Origin of the sequence: Pokkaliibacter sp. MBI-7, assembly GCF_029846635.1 — a bacterium.
Taxonomy (GTDB): Bacteria; Pseudomonadota; Gammaproteobacteria; order Pseudomonadales; family Balneatricaceae; genus Pokkaliibacter.
In genome coordinates this window covers 1806161-1825039 of record NZ_JARVTG010000001.1, presented here as the reverse complement: position 1 = coordinate 1825039, position 18879 = coordinate 1806161, and the positions used below count along the sequence as shown (strand labels likewise).

The following is an 18879-nucleotide window of genomic DNA, read 5'->3' as shown; positions in this document are numbered from 1 at the left end:
TTGCGATTTGCCATTGAATGAATGATGAGGAACGACAATGACCACCAAGCAGGTAACCCGGTCGACTTTTGACGAAGTCATGGTACCCACCTACAGCCCCTCACAAATCGTGCCTGTGCGCGGTGAAGGTTCGCGTGTATGGGACCAGGAAGGCCGAGAGTACGTGGACTTTGCCGGCGGTATCGCGGTGACGGCGCTGGGTCATTGTCATCCAGTGATGGTCAAGGCACTGACCGAGCAGGCCAATAAAATCTGGCACCTGTCCAACGTCATGACCAATGAACCCGCTCTGCGTCTGGCCAGCAAACTGGTCGATGCGACGTTCGCTGACCGGGTATTCTTTGCCAACTCCGGTGCCGAAGCTAACGAAGCGGCCTTCAAGCTGGCGCGTAAGTATGCCTATGACAACTTCGGCCCGGAAAAGAACGAAATCATTGCTTTCACCAATTCTTTCCACGGCCGTACCCTGTTCACCGTATCGGTCGGTGGTCAGCCTAAATACCGTATCGGTTTCGAGCCTGCACCGGGTGGTATCACTCACGTGCCGTTCAACGATCTCGAAGCACTGAAGGCGGTCATCTCTGATCGCACCTGCGCGGTGGTGATGGAGCCTATTCAGGGTGAAGGCGGTATCCTGCCAGCCACTGCCGAATTTGCCAAAGCCGTACGCGAGCTGTGCGACCAGCACAATGCCCTGCTGGTATTCGATGAAGTGCAGAGCGGCATGGGCCGTTCCGGTTCACTGTTTGCCTACATGGAAATCGGTGTGACCCCCGATATCCTGTCTTCTGCCAAGTCACTGGGCGGTGGTTTCCCTATCGGTGCCATGCTGACTACTGACAAGGTTGCAGCCAGCTTCGGTTTCGGCAGCCATGGTTCCACCTACGGTGGTAACGCTCTGGCCTGCGCCGTGGCAGAGTCTGTGCTGGACGAAATCAACCGTCCGTCCGTGCTGGAAGGCGTGAAGCGCAAGCACGCCCTGTTCCGTGAAGCGCTGGAAGCCATCAACGCCAAGTACCATGTGTTCAAGGAAATCCGTGGTATGGGCCTGCTGATCGGTGCCGAGCTGGTTGAGCCCTATGCCAGCAACGCCAAGGCCTTTATCGGTGCCGGTGCTGAAGAAGGCGTGATGATTCTGACCGCCAGCACCAACACCCTGCGTTTTGCACCTTCACTGGTGATTCCTGAGGAAGACATCAAGGAAGGGATGGCGCGTCTGGAAAAAGCCATCGCCAAGATGGTCAGCCAGTAAGCGCCAGCGCTGACTGAGCCGCAGTCAACACAAAACCCCGGTGGTGTAAGCCCCGGGGTTTTGTTTTATCCGCTGTGCGATGTTCGGTACTGGCAGGGGCGTGGCCCGCTCAGCTCAGCCTTTTACCGTGGAAGCGCTGCGCCGTTTCTGACGGGCTTTCACCGAACAGCTTGCGGTAGTCACTGGCGAAGCGGCCAAGGTGATTGAAGCCCCATTCCATAGCAATGGCCGACACGTTACGGGTAGAGAAGTCTTCCAGAATGTCTCGCCGGGCGCACTCCAGCCGGTGCTTTTTCACATAAGCCATGGGCGACATCCCGGCGTGCTGGCGGAAGGCTTCAAACAGCTTGAAGCGTGACACGCCCGCTGCCTGCTCGATATCTTCCAGACACAGGGCGTCGCGGGCATGGTCATGGATGAACTGCCGGGCGCGCAGCAGATAGTGCGGCAGACGCGTATCGTAACGGCTGTGCAGCTCATCGGAATAGTTGCTTGGCTGGGCCAGAATCAGCCCCTTGATCAGTGCTGTCTCCATATCGCGGGAAAAGGCGGTGTGCTGGAACAGATCACGGGCACTTTCCATCTCATCCATAAAGTAACGCACCATCCGCCACCATGAGCCGGTGCCGCCATGGCCTGCCTCAACCCGCGAGGCAAACTGCAGCGGTTTGTCGACCTTGCGCTCCAGCATCGATTCCAGCACCGAGCGCATGGCGTTGCGCTCAATCGCCACCTGCACTTTGCGACAGTTACCGCCAATGGTCAGCTGCTGATGCTGATCGGGAGAAATAATCAGGCCGGTATCACGGTCGGAGATATGCCGCTCGCCATCCTTGCTCAACTCCTGCTGGCCGCTGACGGGCAGGCTGATGCTGTAGCAGTTGAGCTGGATGATGTCTTCCACGCCGATGGTGACATCGGTGCCGTACTCGATATGGCCGAGGGTGGTCGACATGGATTTGAAGCGGTTGCCGGTGTAATGAAACTGGATATGGCGCGGTACATCGGCCCGCAGCGAATGGGGGCCACAGATGATGGACATCCACGAGCGTGCGCCATCCAGATCATGATGATCGGCGTGCACATCGTGGAACTCAATGCAGTTGCTGGCTCTCATCGGGGTGATTCCTGACTCTCACGGTAATAGCAGGTCGCCGGGGTAACACCCTGAAGCCGCGTGGACGGCCCGCTTGCCTGCAACAGTGCTCTGTTGGCACCTGTTCACGATTCATGCAAATTCAGTGCCCTCGCCAGCCTCACTGGCAAGTGCTGGCAGCGCCGGGAAATGCGCTGAAAAAGAGTGAAAAAACAGAGAGATAGCCAGGGCAGGTTGATTCACGTCAGCGCAGCGCTATCGCTCCTGCACCTGAACGGACCAGCCCGGGTCACGGAAAGTAGCACTTTGAGGCGCCCGCGGTGCCGTTTATTGACCGTCAGCAAAGTCTGGCAGGGAGGGGATAGTCCGCGCATCCAGCGGATAGAGCGGCGGCGCCCATCCTCGCAGAATCAAAGGCAACCCCACTACAGAGCCGGAGTGTTGCCATGCAAGGTCGCTACGTGTCGATTACCGTACCCGAGGGTACTTTCTCTGCCTATCTTGCCCCTTCCATTGATGGTCAGGGGCCGGGTGTGGTGCTGTGTCAGGAGATATTTGGCGTTAATGAAGCCATGCGTCAGGTGGCTGATCATCTGGCCGAAGAAGGCTATACCGTGCTGGTGCCTGATCTCTACTGGCGGCAGACACCTGGTATCGAGCTGGGCTACAGCGAGGACGATTTCCAGCAGGCCTTCGCCCTGTATCAGAACTACAGCGAAGAGGGCGGTGTTGAGGATATCCGCAACAGTCTGGCCTTTCTGCGTACGCTGCCAGAATGCAGTGGCGATGATCTGGCCGTACTGGGCTACTGTCTGGGTGGCAAGCTGGCCTATCTGGCCGCCTGTCGCCTGCCGGAAGTGCGCTGCGCCGTGGGGTATTACGGCGTTGGCATCGAGAAGGCGCTGCACGAGCTGGAAGGGTTGCAGGGGCGGCTGGTGCTGCACATTGCCGGTGATGATGGCTTCTGCCCGGCAGAGGCGCAGCAGGCCATCGTCAGTGCACTGGCGGGCAAGGCCGGCACCGAAGTGTATATCTACCCCGGCGTCGATCACGCCTTTGCCCGTCCGGCTGGGCACCACTATGACAAAGCGGCGGCGCTGCTGGCCCATGAGCGCAGTGTGGCAGCGCTGCACCGGCAGATCGGCCCGGACTATGATCTGGCCGCCCTGTGGGAAGAACATATCCGCCACGAGTTTGATACCCGCAACGTACCCGCGACCATGGCCACCATGGTGCCCGAGCCCTACGTCAATCACATCCCCACCATGACCGGCGGTGTCGGTTACAAGCAGCTCAGCCGTTTCTACCGCTATCACTTTATCCACAACAACCCGCAGGACATGACGCTGTTGCCGATCTCCCGCACCGTCGGCGCCACGCAGATTGTCGATGAATTCATCATGCGTTTTACCCACGACACCGAGATCGACTGGATGCTGCCGGGCGTTGCCCCGACCGGGCGCTACGTCGAGATCCCCATGCTGGGTGTGGTGAAGTTTCGCGGACCCAAGCTCTATCACGAACACATCTACTGGGATCAGGCCAGCGTACTGGTCCAGCTGGGCCTGCTGTCGCCAGCGGGGCTGCCCGTTGCCGGTATCGAGACTGCGCACAAGCTGCTGGATGAAACCCTGCCTTCCAACACCCTGATGCCGGGCTGGGCAGCCAGCGAAGGCAAAGCCACCGACGCCTGAGGAACCATGATGATGTCAGCAACTGATAGCCAGACCACTCTGCCGCTGCAGGGCAAGATCGCCATCGTCAGCGGTGGTGCCACCCTGATTGGCGCCGCGGTGGCCGCGACGCTGATCCGCCAGGGGGCGCAGGTCGCAATTTTTGATATTGATCCGCAGGGGGAGGCGGTGGCTGCTCAGCTGGGAGCCTGCTTTGTGGCCCTCGACCTGACCGATGATGACGCCATCAAGGCTGCCATTACCGAGGTGCATGAGCGCCTCGGGCGGGTCGATCTGCTGATCAATATTGCTTGCAGTTACGAAGATGACGGCTTTGCCTCGACCCGAAGCCAGTGGCTGCGGGCACTGGATATCAATCTGGTCAGCAGTGTGATGCTGACGCAGGCCCTGCATGACGACCTCAAGGCCGCTGCCGGGGCGGTAGTCAATTTCACTTCTATTTCTGCTGGCTGTGCCCAGACCGGGCGCTGGCTCTATCCCGTCTCCAAGGCCGCCATCCGCCACCTGACCAAGAGCATGGCGATGGATCTGGCAGCCGATGGCATCCGGGTCAACTCCGTATCGCCGGGCTGGACCTGGTCGCGGGTGATCGCCGAAGTCAGTGGCGGCAATCGTCACAAGGCCGATCAGGTCGCCGCCGACTTCCATCTGCTGGGCCGTCTTGGGGAGCCGGAAGAAGTGGCTAATGTGGTCGCCTTCCTTTGCTCTGCGCAGGCCAGCTTTGTCACCGGTGCCGACTACGCCGTTGACGGCGGCTATTCCGTGATGGGACCGGAGCGCAGCCAGCCTGCCATCCCGCGGCTGGCAGAGTGATCGGTCTGCCGCCTTGATCTGATAACACCAGGTGCGCAGTGCGCCGTCTGCAAAGCACCGAGCAAGAGGAAGAGAGAAATGCGAAATATTGCCATCGTCGGGGCCGGACAGTCCGGCCTGCAGCTGGGGCTGGGTTTGCTGGCCAAAGGGTATGCCGTGACCCTGGTGACAAACCGCAGTGCCGACGAGGTGCGCGGCGGACGGGTGATGTCCAGCCAGTGCATGTTTGATGCAGCCCTCACCACCGAGCGTGAGCTGGGTATCGACTTCTGGCAGAACGACTGCCCGCCGGTCGAGGGCATCGGCCTGAATGTCTGCAATCCGCAGGCGCAGGGCGAGTCGCTGTTCAGCTGGAGTGCCGAACTGGCCAAACCGGCGCAGTCGGTGGATCAGCGTCTGAAAATGCCGGTGTGGATGGAGACCTTTGTCGAGCGCGGCGGTGAGCTGCTGCTGGAGGATGTCGGTATCGAGGCGCTGGAGCGACTGACCGCGACCTTCGATCTGGTGCTGCTGGCGGCCGGTAAGGGCGAGGTGGTCAAGTGCTTCGAGCGTGACGCCGAACGCTCTGCCTTTGCTACCCCGCAGCGCTCGCTGGCGCTGACCTATGTGCACGGCATGCAGCCCGCCGAGCCCTATTCACGGGTGGCGTTCAACCTGATTCCCGGTGTCGGTGAATACTTCGTGTTCCCCGCCCTGACCCTCAGCGGCCCGTGCGAAATCATGGTGTTTGAAGGGATTCCCGGCGGGCCGATGGACTGCTGGCAGGCGGCCACAACACCGGCCCAGCACCTGCAGATGAGCCTCGATATCGTCAGCCGTTATGCGCCGTGGGAAGCCGAGCGCTGCCAGCATGTCGAGCTGACCGATGAACAGGGTTATCTCGCTGGCCGCTTTGCGCCGACCATTCGCAAGCCGGTGATGACGCTGCCTTCCGGCCGACAGGTGTTCGGCATGGCCGATGCGCTGGTGGTCAATGACCCGATTACCGGACAGGGCTCCAACAACGCCGCCAAGTGCAGCAAGGTCTATCTGGAGGCCATTCTGCTGCGGGGGCAGCAGGCCTTTGACAGCGCCTGGATGCACGACACCTTCGAGCTGTACTGGAGTTATGCCCGTCATGTGGTGGCCTGGACCAACAGCCTGCTGCAACCGCCTGCGCCGCACATGCTGCAGCTGCTGGCGGCCGCGGCCAGTTCACCGCAGCTGGCCTCGACCATCGTCAACGGCTTTGATGATCCGCGCCGCTTCAACCCCTGGTGGTTCGATGCCAGTGAGAGTCTGGCACTGATTGAAGCCACCGCCCGCGCGGCCTGAGCCGGTACTGTACTTCCGCGAACCTGCCCTCACCGTGAAGAGCGGCAGGTCCACCACCCTGACAGGAGTTTTGCCATGACAACCACACCCCTGCTGCCGGAAGGGCTAGTCGCTGTTGGCGACAGCGATCCGCGCTCATTGCGCAACCTGCTTGGCCAGTTCGCCACGGGCGTAACCATTATCACCACCCTGGGTGCTGACGGCCGCAAGATCGGCATGACCGCCAACTCCTTTTCTTCGGTGTCCCTCGACCCGGCGCTGGTGCTGTGGAGTCTGGCGCGGACGGCGCCGAGTCTGGCCGACTTCGTCAACTGCAGCCACTTTGCCATCAATATTCTGCGCCACGATCAGCATGGGCTGTCGAACCAGTTCGCCCGCCCTGCCAGCGATAAGTTCGCCGGGGTGGAGTACGACACCGGTACTGCTGGTGTCCCTCTGATCCGTGATGCTATCGCCACACTGATTTGCCGCAACCACACCCGTTACGACGGCGGTGACCATCTGATCTTTATCGGTGCCATCGAGCACTACCAGCATGCCGGTGGCGCGCCGCTGGTGTTTCACGCCGGGCAGTACCGGGCCGTCAGCCCTCATCCGGACCTGCATTGCTGAATGTTGAGCATGTTCTGAATACAGCAGGGCTGAGGCTCCCGCCTTCTCGCCACCGTGGGCAGGCAGGCGGGGCCGTCACCGCATGATCCGCAGAGATTACCCGCCATCGGCCAGTGGCCGCATGGCGAGGATGGGTATTGCCCTGTTGTCGGTTGAGTCAAAGAGGTGAAACCAGGCGCCAAGCCTATCCCATGTGAGAGACGCTCCTATGAAACGCATCTGTTCTCTGGCCTTGCTGGCGGGTCTGACCGCTGGTCAGGCTAACGCCTACGATCTGCCGACCGTCAACCTCGGGCTGACCAGCTTTCTCGATGGCGGCCTGCCCGCCGGGCCGGGCTGGTACGCTCAGGAATACCTGCAGAACTACAGTGCCTCACAACTCAATGACCAGAACGGCGACAAGCTCGGCCTGCCGAAATCGAAGCTGCACTATCAGGTGTCGGTCACCCAGCTGAGCTATCTGTCGCAGCAGCGGCTGGGTAATGCCAGTCTGGGGATTAACCTGCTGCTGCCGTGGGTCAGCAAAATGGATATGGATGACGGCCTCAACCATGCCGCGCTGAAAAGCCAGAGCGGTATGGGAGACCTGATGGTCGGGCCGTTTATCCAGTTTGATCCGGTGATGGGCGACAACGGCCCGCGCTTTGTGCAGCGGCTGGAGTTTCAGGTCAATCTGCCGACCGGCGAATACGACCGTAACAAGGACATCAACCCCGGCAGTAATTTCTGGTCGCTGGACCCTTACTGGGCAGGCACCTACTGGTTTACGCCGAAGTGGACCGCCTCAGTGCGCTTCCACTACCTGTACAGCTTCAAAAACAGCGATCCGTCCTATGCCTTTGGCGATGTCGGCAGCACGCAGGCCGGACAGGCACTGCACGCCAACTTTGCCAGTGAGTATGCGCTGACCCCGCAGCTGCGGGTGGGCTTGAACGGCTACTGGCTGAAACAGATCACCGATACGCAGGTGGATGGCAAGGATGTGGAAGGGCGCCGGGAGCAGGTCTGGGCGATTGGCCCCGGCGCCATGTACAGCTTTTCTCAGGATGATCATCTGTTTGCCAACGCCTACTTCGAGCAGGACGTGAAGAACCGCCCGGACGGCTCCAGAGTGCAGGTACGTTTCGTTCACCATTTCTAAGCATCAGTGATGGCCGCCTGACCGGCGGCTGAACTGCTCCCCGCCATGCCGGTTTCCCCACCCAGGCGCTCTTTGCCTGCCCTTCGGGCAGGCCTTTTTCAGCAGGGCAAGCACATGACTGCAGCAATGATCTGTCGCACCGATCTCAACGGCGTTATCACCTTTACGACCCCGGCCTTTGCCGAAGCCCATGGGTACCGCAGTGATGAACTGTTGGGGCTACCGATGTCACGCCTGCGTCACCGGCAGATGCCCGCGGCGCTGTTTGCCAATCTGTGGCAGCACCTGCAGGCCGGGCAGCCGTGGCTGGGGCCGCTCTGCAACCTGACCCGTAACGGCGCCGAACTATGGCTTGAAGTCTATATCAAACCGGTCTGGGTCGATGGCCGCATCAGTGGTTACGGCGCGCTGTATGAACGGCTGGAACCCTCCCTGCAGCCGCGCATTGCTGCTCAGCTGCGCCGCTTTGCCCATCGTCATCCTGTGCGGGTGCCCGGCCGTCATCTGTTGCCCGTCGTGCTGGCAACCGCACTGCTGATGACACTGGCCACGTACGGCTCTCCTCTTAGCCTGCTGGTGGCCGCGGTGCTGCTGATCGCCGGGCTGTCGCTGCATCATCAGCGTCAGTTGTGGCAGGCGCGTCAGCAGCTGCTGGAGGAGCACAAACAGCTTTGTCAGGACGTACACATCGCCGGCCTTTACCGGTCTGGCTGGGCCGCCCCCCTGGCGCTGGCGCTGCGCGGTGAACGCTGGCGGTTGCGTACGGCTCTTAGCCGCATCGGTACAGCGGGCCAGCAGCTGCAGGGGCGGGCGGATGAAGTTACTCGGCTGATCCAGCATGAGGCGGCACGGCTGGAGCGGCAGCGGGACGACAACAGCCAGGCCGCCACGGCGCTGCATGAGCTGAGCCAGACCAGTCAGCAGGTGGCCGGCCATGCTCAGGCGCTGGCCGATGTGTCGCGTCTGGCGCTGCACGAATCCGAGGCCGGGCGGGAGCATTTGCATCAGGCCCGGCAGGCGCTGGATACGCTGGCCAGCGCCATTGATCAGAATGCGGTTGCTGCCGGGCAGCTCGACAGTGCCGCCCAGTCCATCAGCAGCATTACCGACATCATCGATGCCATTGCCACCCAGACCAATCTGCTGGCGCTGAACGCCGCCATTGAGTCGGCCCGTGCCGGTGAAGCCGGCCGTGGCTTCAGTGTGGTGGCCGATGAAGTACGGCAGCTGGCGGTGCGGACCCAGCAGGCGACGGGCAGCATTCAGCCGCTGCTGGTGCAGCTGCGGGATGCCAACAGCCAGACCCGGCTGATGGCCGAGCGCTGCCAGGGGCTGGTCAGTGGCAGCCATCAGGACATGGCGCATATTCAGCAGTCTTTTGCGCAGCTGCAGGATCAGCTGCAGGGGCTGTCTGACCGCGGTGTGCAGATTGCTGCGGCGATGCATGAGCAGGAACAGGTGGTGGCCATGCTCGACCGGCAGGTGCTGGCCAGTGCGCAGGAGGCAGAAACCAGCGCCGGTCAGGCGCGCGCAGCCGAGCAGATTGGCCTTGATCTGACGACGCAGGCCAGCAGCCTGCTGCGCCTCGCCACAGAGTTTGACCGCTAACGGGCCTGCAGGCCGGAGGAGGGAGAGATGAATCAGAATCCGCTGACACTGCACGCCAGCTCCTGCTCGGCCAGTGAAGCGCTGGCGTGGATGCGCAACATCTGCGGGCCGCACCGTCTGCAGGCCAGTGACCGGGCACCGGTGGTCTTTAGCCATCACGGTGTACGTCTGCCGGGCTATGGGGCGGTACTCGGTGAAATCAGCTACGGCACTGCCGTGCGTCTGCAGCTGGATGAGGTGGAGGCTCTGCAGGCGTACAGCATCAGCCTGCCGTTACAGGGGGCGCAGCAACTGTGCGGCAGCGGGGTGCGCTGGCGCTCGGCCAGACACTGCGGTCTGGTGATCTCACCAGCGGCACCGCTGCAACTGGATATGGATAGTGGCTGCCGCAAATTGCAGCTGGTGTTACCGCGTACGGCGGTCATGAAGGAGGCCGGGCAGTTGCTCGGACAGGCCCTGACTACCCCGCTGCAGTTTCAGCCGGATATGCCCATGCAGTGTGCCGCGGTGGCCGCCTGGTGGCAGTCGCTGCTGCATCTGCACCAGCACTGGCCGCAGCTGGCGGCGCTCTATACCCAGCCACCGATGGCACAGACACTGGAGCAGATGCTCATTCGTGGCCTGCTGCTGGTGCAGCCGCATAACTACTCTGCCGCTCTGCAGGCTGCACCAGCGCTGGCCGACACGCAACCCGCCTATCTGTTACGCGCCTGTCAGTTTATGCGCAGCCATGCGGCGGAAGAGATCAGTATCGAGGCGGTGGAGCAGGTAGCGGGCGTCAGCCGGCTCAAGCTTTATGAAGCCTTTCGCCGTTATCTGCATACCTCACCGATGGTCTGGCTGCGCCAGTATCGTCTGCAGGGCGTGCAGCAGGCGCTGGCCCATCCTGATGCGCACACCTCGGTTTCGGCCACCGCGCTGGCGTGGGGGTTCAATCACCTTGGCCGCTTTGCCAGTGCCTACGCCAGCACCTATGACGAACTGCCGTCACAGACGCTGGCGCTGGCCCGGCAAACCGCGGGTTAATCCGGCTCGTGGCGGAAGCGGCGGGTGGCTGATGGCAGCTCGCCGTAACGGCGTTTGTAGTCCTGAGCGAAGCGCCCCAGATGGGCGAATCCCCACTTGAATGCCACTTCTGTCACTGAGGCCTGCGCGTCACGCAGCAGCTCGTCATGAACCTGCTCCATACGCAAATCACGCAGCAGTGACATCGGGCTGGTATTGCGGAAGTTGCGAAACCCGGCGTAGAGCGTTCGTACACTGACCCCGGCCTGTTCGGCCAGCGACTCGATACTGAGTGGCTCGTGCAGATGGGCACGAATGTATTCTTCGGTGCGCTTGACGAAATAGGGTGACACGCAGCGTTCCTGCTGTTCATCCAGCTGCTGGCTGAAGTCGTGGCTGGCACCGTACAGCAGTGCCGTCAGCAGCGCCGACTCGAACTGCTTCTGCACCAGCGAGTGCTGGATCGGGTGCTGATCACAGCTGACAGCATCCACAAAGACCTTCAGCAGCTGCAGAAAATAGGCACCGCCGGCGGTGCTGAAATCCAGCCGCGGATCAAAACGTGGCAGTCGTTCGCGGCTGCGCGGCAGATGCTGGTGGCAGTGATAGGCCATGTCGTCCTGATCAATGCGGATAGCCAGCTGTGCAGCACTGGCCTGCCAGCACATGGACAATGGCAGCTGTGGCGAGATCAGCGACGCCAGCTGCGGGGTCGACTCGAACTGATGCTGACCGCAGCGGATGGCAGCACTGCCCCGCAGCGGGATCTGAATCAGATAGAAGCTGTCCAGCCGGGCCGGGTCGATATGCACATCAGTGCCGTATTCCAGCCGGTTAACGGACAGCCGTCCGCGCCGCAGATGATGCATCGACGCGCTGATGCTTTCCCCGTGCTGACGGGGTTTCAGCTCATGGGGTTTAAATATTCCGCTGACGTGCTGGCAGATCGCATCACGATCATTCAGCAGAAACAGCTGATTATGCGGGCTGAACAGCGGGGTCTGCAGCAAGGCATCCCCACCGGGCGATACGGCATTACTCTGGCTCATTGTTACCTCCGTGCACACTTTCGTGGCTCGCCGCACCTTGAGTGAATGTCCTTTCTGCAGTCGTGGGATAGTGCCTGCAGTATGTGGATAAACCCCGGTGCTTTTTCTGGTCGTTTTGGCTCATCAAAGGTGTTGCCAGAGTTACAAAGCAAACGCCAAGCCAGTGCGGCCAGTGTGTGGTTAAGGTCGGGGGTGGGGTGGAGCTGAAGAGATGGGACAGGTCAAGAACGTTGCTTATACGAAAGCGGAAATTCGCGAAGAGCAGGATGATCGTGCTCACTGAAGATCCTTGCAATCGATGTAAAGATAGCTAAATTTTTAGTGGGGTTTATATGAGTCGAAATGCTTTCATGGGGAAAATATGGGTAATTATCAAACAATTAAAGATTTGGTTATTGATTCATATGTTTCATTAGGTTGTATGCCGACCTATGAATCACTGACTGAAAAGGTCAGAATGTATTTTCCATTAAGTAAGTGGCAGAAGTCACACTACTCTTGGTATAAATCACAAATAAATACCGGAAAAATTAGTATATCTGAAGGGTTAGGGGAGGTTAATGGTTATTCTGAAATGGAAGTTGAAGAGGTTGTATCAGATTCAATTGAGTTTCAAATATCTCTAGAAAAAGATCTTCAAAATTATTTGGCTCAAAGAGTTTATGAAATAGAAAATGGTCTCAGCATTATTGAGGGTGGTGTTGAGTATGTTTCTGAGGCAGGGCGCATTGATCTTTTGGCAAAAGATAGTCAGGGTTTTATCGTAGTTATTGAACTAAAAGCAGGCAAGGCAAAAGACGCCGCGCTTGGGCAGATTTTAGGTTACATTGGTTGTTTATCTGAAAATTATGAACAAGTTAGGGGTATATTGGTAGCATCTGATTTTGATGCAAGAGTCATATTTGCAGCCAAGAATTTGCCGAACGTAAAGCTTGTAAAGTACGAACTGAAGTTCAATTTGCATGAACTGAAATAAAAACTGCCGTTGAACACAGTGTTAACGGCTGAAAGAAGATAAGGGGAAAGTGGGTGAATGTTCAATATGCTTGTGAAAAAATCGATGAATTCTGCAAAGGAAACGGATGGAGTGGTCGGGATCTGAAAAGTGGGAAAAATTACCAATGTAAAAGTAAGACTAAGACTAAGACTAAGACTAAGACTAAGACTAAGACTAAGACTAAGACTAAGACTAAGACTATTATCTCGGTTTATTTTGCTGAAACAGATGAGCCGGACACAGTCGAGGTAGCATTTGAAGTTGTAAATATTGCCGAAATTTCAAATAAAACCAAAGCTCAGGTTGAGTCGTGGATAAAAGAACTTCAGGGCTCTGTAGGGGCGTATGCAAAACCAAAAACGCGATACAAATATCCTCGCATATCTATATCAAGCGATGAAAAAGTAAGTGAATTTATAAATTATTTTAGTGGTTATATAACTGATGCGATTACGAGAGATATTGAGTATAAAGTAGATGAAAAAAATGAAAATGGTTTAGTCTTTTCCATAGATGAACATATCCCGTCGAGTATATTAACCAGGAGAGGCCAGTCTAAGTTTCGGGAGAGATTGATTCGCGTATACAATGGAGCATGCGCAATCAGCAACTGTACAGCAGAGGCTGCACTAGAAGCTGCACATATTACCCCTCATGCTCAAGAACAATCATACGAGGTAAACAATGGAATTTTGTTGCGTGCCGACATACACACACTGTTTGATTTGTTTCTAATATCCATCGATCCAGAAAGTCGAACGGTTCTGGTATCAGAAGAGTGTAGACCATCATATGACGAGTTTCATGGAGTGAAACTGTCTTTACCCTCTAGCCATTTGGATTGGCCCAATCCATCCTCACTAATGGATCATTATCTGAAGTGGAAAGAAAAAAATAGCAGCTGACAAGGTCACAAACTGCCCCTAAAAAGCACCACTCGTTCGCCTTCATGCATCGGCATCAGACACCCCCCATAATCGGGCGCAGCTCACGCACTGACGCCCAGCAATTCCTCCAGTTTCTGCAAATAGCCCGGAATATCCACCTCATCAATCTGCTCCGGTTTGAGGAAACGGTGGGCGTATTCCAGATAGACGCCAGACTCCAGAAACAGGTGCAGCAGGCTTGGGTCAAGATGCTGATCACGGGCCATAAAGAACAGGATACGGATCGACTCTGACAGCGGTTTGGCCGGTTTGTAGGGGCGGTCGGCAGCGGTTAGCGCCTCGAACACATCGGCAATGGCCAGCACCTTTTCCTGCACTGACATTTGCGGGCTGGTCAGGCGGCGCGGATAGCCGTTGCCGTCCAGCCGCTCATGGTGGCTGCCGGCAATGCGGGGCACGTCGCGCAGTGGCCGCGGCCAGGGCAGGGCATCGAGCATGATGATGGTCTGCACGATATGTTCGTTGATCTTGAAGCGTTCTTCTTCGGTCAGGGTGCCGCGGCGGATACCGAGGTTGTAGCGCTCGCCGAGGTTGTAGGCCACTTCCGGCGCACGCATATCGAAGCCCCAGCGGTTGGCCGGGTTATCGTGCTCGACCGGCGGACGGCGACCATGCCAGTGGAATACGTGGTCCGGCTTGTCAGCCAGCAGCTGCTCGGTGGCCGGTAGCACAGGGTGCGGTACACGGTCGTAGCGTTCACGCTCTTCCTGTGACAGGCCGAGACGGTCGTCAAAGTGGCGCACCCACAGCTGATCACCGATCTGCTGGATGCGCACCACCGCCTCTTCATCGAGGAACTCACCGCCAATATTGGTATTGGCAATAAAGGCAAAATCTTCCTGCAGTTGCTGCTGCCGTGCGTGCAGCTGGTCCTGCATCAGGGCTTCCGGCTCGCCGCTGGCAATGCCGCGCCAGTAGTCCAGCTCGGCATCGCGCCACAGCACTTCAAAACGGGTGCGGACTTCATGGATACGGTTGTACAGGGTTTCCAGTTTGGTGGCCTTGTCGACCACGTATTCCGGGCTGGTGATCTTGCCGCAGTCATGCAGCCAGGCAGCGATACGGAAGACGGTGCGATCCGCCTCGCTCATGGAGAAGTTGCGAAAGCGTGGCTGCTGGCTGCGGCTGGCGCGGTCGCTGAGCAGAATAGCCAGCTCCGGCACGCGCTGGCAGTGGCCGCTGGTGTGCGGTGATTTGGCGTCGATGGCATCGGCCAGCAGTTTGATGATGGCCTCCAGCAGCTGTTCCTGTGATTCGATCAGCTGACGGGTATCGATGGCGATCGCCACCACCCCCGCCATTTCATTGACGAAATAGTGGAAGTCGGCCTTGTCGGTATGCTGCATTTCCGCAGGCACTTTAAGGGCGACGACACCGAGCAGCTCCTGTTCCCGGTTGCGCAGCACCACTTCGTGCCAGCTGTCGCTGCCGGGCAGCTGGCTGCTGAGCAGCCGTTCGTTACGCACCACGGCGCCATCCGGCTGCTGTGCCAGCTGGATGCGTGTCGGGCAGTCACTGACAGCACTGGTGCCAGCCAGCAAAAAGCTGTTTTCCTGTTCGTTCCACAGATAAACCGCGCCGCCCGACAGGCCGGTAGCGGCGACCAGACGGCGCAGCACTTTCTCCAGCATCGCTTCAAGGCGGGTTTCCTGACTCAGTACGTGGGTAATGGCGAGGAAGTTGCGGATGGTGGCGGTCATCTTGTCGATCACCCCGCTGAGTTCGTGCACTTCCTTGAGGTGGGTGTTGATGCGGGTATGGCTGCCAAAGTTGAACTCAGTGAGGGCCTGAATCTGATCCGTCAGGCGCTGCAGCGGCCGGGTCAGGCGGTGGCCGAGTATCCAGCCGATGAGGATCAGCACCACTGCCATCAGGGCGGTGAGCTTGAGGTTACTGATCATCAGTGAGCGGGTCTGGGCCAGCAGCTCGTTGGCAGGCAGGCTGATGTACACCGAAGAGCGATTGCCGTGCACGGCGGTCAGCGGCTCGACGATGCCGAACCAGTCCTGGCCATTGACACTGAACGACTGCGGGCCGGACTGGCTCGGCGGGTTTTTATACAGATAGTCCAGTGCCGGTGCATTGAGCTGCTGCACCGTGGGCAGGCTGATATCGCTGCGGCTGCGCTGCAGATGTTCCTCAATCTGCGGATAGGCCATCACCTTGCCGTCGTCGGCAATGACCGCAATACGGGTATTGGGCGTCATCTGCAGGGAGCGCATTTCGGCACTCAGGTCCGACACTGAGGCGTCCATACCGATTACGGCCTGCCCGTCGGCAGTGCGCCGCGCCAGCGTCACCCCGATTTCATGGGTGCTGAAGAACACATAGGGCGGTGTCAGGGCAATGTCATCGCTCTGGTTGGCGCGCACATACCAGGGACGGCTGCGGGGGTCGAACTGGTAGGTGCTCATCTGCCAGCGGTCGAGCAGGCGCAGGTGGCGGTCATAGAAACGCCATTCGCCGATGATGCTGTCGTCCGGCTGCAGGCTGCGGCTCTGTACGATGTAGGCGCTGTCTGCCGGAGCGGAGAAGTAGTTGCGCTGTTTTTCCGTCGCCAGTTTGCGCAGCAGGAAAAACTCGCCATCAGGGTAGCCGACATAGACCGCCCCGATCATCGGATTGTTGGCCACCACTTCACTGAAAACCTGCAACCGCCCCAGACGCTCGGGCATGCTGGTGGCCGCGGAGATGCTGTCAAACGACAGCAGACGCAGGGTACTTTCCGCCGGTTCCAGCAGGCGGCGGATACGCTCGTTGAGGGTAGCACTGAGCTGGCGGGCAGATTCACCTGCCGCCGACACCAGTGCGGTTTCACTGCCACGCATGCCCTGATAGATAAAGATGCCGCTGGTCAGCAGCATCAGAAATACGATGGAGAAAATAAACAGGAACTGCAGTGACAAACGGCGTGTACTTCCTGACATCGGCGCGGTCCATAAACAGTGAGAGGGCAGCTGCACCCAGTATAGTCACGATTTGGTCAAGTGTGAGTGCGCCAATACAGCACTTTAGTGGGAGAAGTTGGCGTCGTTGCTACAGCGCAAGAAAGCGCTAGCACTTTTCATACCCGAAGCAGATAACCGTTCGCGTTTTTTGCCTGCAGGCGGGGCATTTGTTAGGGTAGGTGGCCCCGTTTTGCGGGCACCTGTTTCCGGGAACCTGTGCCTGAGCGGCAACAGCCGGCAGTCTCGGAGAGGTAGCGGTGGCTGTACCGTTACCCGGGTTTTTGGGATGAATCTGTTCGACAAGGAGTCGTTATGTCTACCACTGCGTCGCTGCTGCAGCGCTACCTCAATAATCCCCTCGCCATGCTGGTGCGGGTGATGGATCTCACCCCCTATGAACGGTCCCTGCGTGAGCAGGAAGGCAGCCTGACACTGCTGACCGGGCTGATGTGCTTCAGCCATTTACCCACCAATCATCGCTCCAAACTGAAAGAAGCCATTCTGCGCCTGCCAGATCAGCGGCTGGCCGATAAGCTCAATGTCATGCTGGCGGTATCAACCTCGCAGCCGTTCTGGTTCAACTGGCAACTGGATGATGAGGTGCTGAATGAGCATTTCACCGGCAGCCGTCGTCTGCAGGATGCCATCACCCAGATCGGGCTGGAGAGTACCGATAAACTGACTCAGGACAGTCTGGCGATGGCGCTGTTCGGTGCGACTCAGGGGGGCGTCAAGCATGCCCGTGGCGCGCAGCTCAGCGAAAGCCATCCGTCCACCCCCGGTGCGGATCAGGCCATTGTGATTGTGCTGATCGAGATGGTGCGGCTGATGGCAGCGGAAGATCAGACCGGCACGGCCGAGCGCATGCTGCGTCAGGGTGGCCTGACTGAGCTGCTGATCGCCGCCTGAGCTGTTGACTGAATAAGACAAGGCGGGCTGTACTGGCCCGCTTTGTGTTTCTGCCTGATCAGCTGGCCTGTGCGATCAGTCGCGCCTGCTGCTGATGACGCTGACGCAGGGCCGTTACATCCAGATCCAGCAGCTGCCCCTGCTGTACCCGCCACTGCCCGCCGACCATGACCGCATCGGCCTGCTGGGCACCACAGATCACCAGCGCTGCCAGCGGATCATGAGCACCGGAGAAGCGCAGCTCATCCAGGGTGAAACAGGCCACGTCCGCCTGTTTGCCGACCGCCAGTTCGCCAATGTCATCCCGCCCCAGTACCCGTGCGCTGCCCTGTGTGGCCCAGCGTAAGGCATCCAGATGGGTTACTTCATCGGCCTGATAACGCAGGCGGTTGATCAGCAGTGCCTGCCGCACTTCGGCGATCATATTGGAGCCGTCATTGGAGGCGGAGCCATCCACCGCCAGACCGACATGGGCACCGGCGGCTTCCAGCTCCCGCGTGCGGCAGATGCCTGAGGCCAGAATCATGTTGGAGCTGGGGCAGTGAGCGATACCCATCCGTTGCCGCCCCAGTTCCTGAATTTCTTCATCATTGAAATGAATGCCATGGGCCAGCCAGACGTCTTCGCCCAGCCAGTCGACCGAGGCCAGATAGTCCAGCGGTCGCTTGCCGAGGGTGCGCAGGCAGAAGGCATCTTCGTCCAGTGTTTCGGCCAGATGAGTGTGCAGCCGCACGCCGTACTGACGGGCCAGCGCGGCGCTGTCCTTCATCAGCTGCGGGGTGACGGAAAACGGCGAGCAGGGTGCCAGCGCAATCTGCACCTGACTGCCCGCACCACGCTGGTGGTAGCGCTTAATCACCCGTTCGCTGTCGGCCAGAATGGTGTCTTCATCCTGCACGGTGCTTTGCGGCGGCAGACCGCCCTGCTCCTGTCCGAGGCTCATGGAGCCGCGTGTCAGCATCAGGCGGGCGCCCAGACGGCTGGCGGCCTCCACCTGAATGTCGATGGCTTCGGTCAGCGCCTGCGGGAACAGGTAATGATGATCGGCCACGGTGGTGCAGCCCGACAGCAGCAGTTCGGCAATGCCGAGCTGGGTGGCGGCATGCAGCATCTGCGGCTGGAGCCGTGCCCAGACCGGATACAGGGTCTGCAGCCAGGGAAACAGGCGTTTGTTCAGGGCGGGCGGGAAGGCACGGGTAAGGGTCTGGTACAGATGGTGATGGGTGTTGATCAGCCCCGGCAGCAGCACGTGACGGCGGGCATCCCAGATCTGCTCGACCGGCCCGGTCGGCTGGCTGTCGGCGGCAACCAGCTCGACGATGGTGCTGCCCTGTACCACCAGACCGCCGCGGGCGTCCTGCTGATTACCGGTAAAAATCGCCAGCGGCTGCTTCAGCCACAGTCTTGGAGCAGTGGAAGTTGATGATGGTTGGGAAGAACGGGGAGACGGGGTTGTCGGCATGGGTCACCTCAAGCAACAGGTAACCGGAACAG

At 59.2% G+C, this 18879-nt stretch carries 15 protein-coding genes; 11 read left to right on the top strand and 4 right to left on the bottom strand.

Annotated features, from left to right (window positions below):
* Positions 1–37 precede the first annotated feature (37 nt).
* Positions 38–1252, top strand: coding sequence for an aspartate aminotransferase family protein (locus tag QCD60_RS08150; RefSeq protein ID WP_279784106.1), 1215 nt, complete (start codon positions 38–40; stop codon positions 1250–1252).
* A 109-nt stretch (positions 1253–1361) separates the two neighbouring features.
* Here QCD60_RS08150 and QCD60_RS08145 read toward each other — a convergent pair whose 3' ends face one another.
* Entirely contained in the window at positions 1362–2369 is a 1008-nt protein-coding gene (locus QCD60_RS08145) for an AraC family transcriptional regulator (protein WP_279784104.1), read from the bottom strand.
* 425 nt (positions 2370–2794) lie between these two features.
* On the opposite strand from QCD60_RS08145, the gene QCD60_RS08140 reads away from it, so the two are divergent.
* The 7 genes from QCD60_RS08140 (at position 2795) to QCD60_RS08110 (ending at position 10556) form a co-directional block, all read left to right on the top strand.
* Positions 2795–4042: a dienelactone hydrolase family protein gene (locus tag QCD60_RS08140; protein WP_279784101.1), complete on the top strand. Its 1248-nt coding sequence runs from the start codon at positions 2795–2797 to the stop codon at positions 4040–4042.
* A 6-nt stretch (positions 4043–4048) separates the two neighbouring features.
* Positions 4049–4855 carry an SDR family oxidoreductase gene (locus tag QCD60_RS08135; RefSeq protein WP_279784098.1) on the top strand — a complete coding sequence of 269 codons (807 nt, stop codon included), beginning with the start codon at positions 4049–4051 and terminating at the stop codon, positions 4853–4855.
* A gap of 78 nt (positions 4856–4933) precedes the next feature.
* Positions 4934–6169: a styrene monooxygenase/indole monooxygenase family protein gene (locus QCD60_RS08130; RefSeq protein WP_279784097.1), complete on the top strand. Its 1236-nt coding sequence runs from the start codon at positions 4934–4936 to the stop codon at positions 6167–6169.
* Between the two features lie 75 nt (positions 6170–6244).
* Positions 6245–6781, top strand: coding sequence for a flavin reductase family protein (locus QCD60_RS08125; protein WP_279784095.1), 537 nt, complete (start codon positions 6245–6247; stop codon positions 6779–6781).
* Between the two features lie 208 nt (positions 6782–6989).
* A complete protein-coding gene (locus tag QCD60_RS08120; RefSeq protein ID WP_279784093.1) occupies positions 6990–7922 on the top strand; it encodes a transporter in 933 nt (310 codons plus the stop codon).
* A gap of 114 nt (positions 7923–8036) precedes the next feature.
* Positions 8037–9530 (top strand): methyl-accepting chemotaxis protein, encoded by a 1494-nt coding sequence (locus QCD60_RS08115; RefSeq protein ID WP_279784091.1) that lies wholly within the window; start codon positions 8037–8039, stop codon positions 9528–9530.
* Positions 9531–9557: 27 nt separating this feature from the next.
* The gene (locus QCD60_RS08110; protein ID WP_279784089.1) at positions 9558–10556 is read left to right on the top strand and encodes an AraC family transcriptional regulator; all 999 of its coding nucleotides are present in this window, start codon (positions 9558–9560) and stop codon (positions 10554–10556) included.
* Here the strand turns inward: QCD60_RS08110 and QCD60_RS08105 are convergent.
* The gene (locus QCD60_RS08105) at positions 10553–11584 is read right to left on the bottom strand and encodes an AraC family transcriptional regulator (RefSeq protein WP_279784087.1); all 1032 of its coding nucleotides are present in this window, start codon (positions 11582–11584) and stop codon (positions 10553–10555) included. The genes QCD60_RS08110 and QCD60_RS08105 overlap by 4 nt on opposite strands.
* Before the next feature lie 361 nt (positions 11585–11945).
* On the opposite strand from QCD60_RS08105, the gene QCD60_RS08100 reads away from it, so the two are divergent.
* Entirely contained in the window at positions 11946–12560 is a 615-nt protein-coding gene (locus tag QCD60_RS08100) for an endonuclease NucS domain-containing protein (protein WP_279784085.1), read from the top strand.
* A gap of 53 nt (positions 12561–12613) precedes the next feature.
* Positions 12614–13486 carry an HNH endonuclease signature motif containing protein gene (locus tag QCD60_RS08095; RefSeq protein ID WP_279784083.1) on the top strand — a complete coding sequence of 291 codons (873 nt, stop codon included), beginning with the start codon at positions 12614–12616 and terminating at the stop codon, positions 13484–13486.
* Positions 13487–13569: 83 nt separating this feature from the next.
* Here the strand turns inward: QCD60_RS08095 and QCD60_RS08090 are convergent, their stop codons facing one another.
* A complete protein-coding gene (locus tag QCD60_RS08090) occupies positions 13570–16455 on the bottom strand; it encodes an HD domain-containing phosphohydrolase (RefSeq protein WP_279784081.1) in 2886 nt (961 codons plus the stop codon).
* A 333-nt stretch (positions 16456–16788) separates the two neighbouring features.
* Here QCD60_RS08090 and QCD60_RS08085 point away from each other — a divergent pair, with 333 nt between their 5' ends.
* Positions 16789–17385, top strand: a complete 597-nt coding sequence (locus QCD60_RS08085) for a hypothetical protein (protein WP_279784079.1) — start codon at positions 16789–16791, stop codon at positions 17383–17385.
* Positions 17386–17443: 58 nt separating this feature from the next.
* Here the strand turns inward: QCD60_RS08085 and QCD60_RS08080 are convergent, their stop codons facing one another.
* A complete protein-coding gene (locus tag QCD60_RS08080) occupies positions 17444–18847 on the bottom strand; it encodes an 8-oxoguanine deaminase (RefSeq protein WP_279784077.1) in 1404 nt (467 codons plus the stop codon).
* Between the last annotated feature and the right edge of the window lie 32 nt (positions 18848–18879).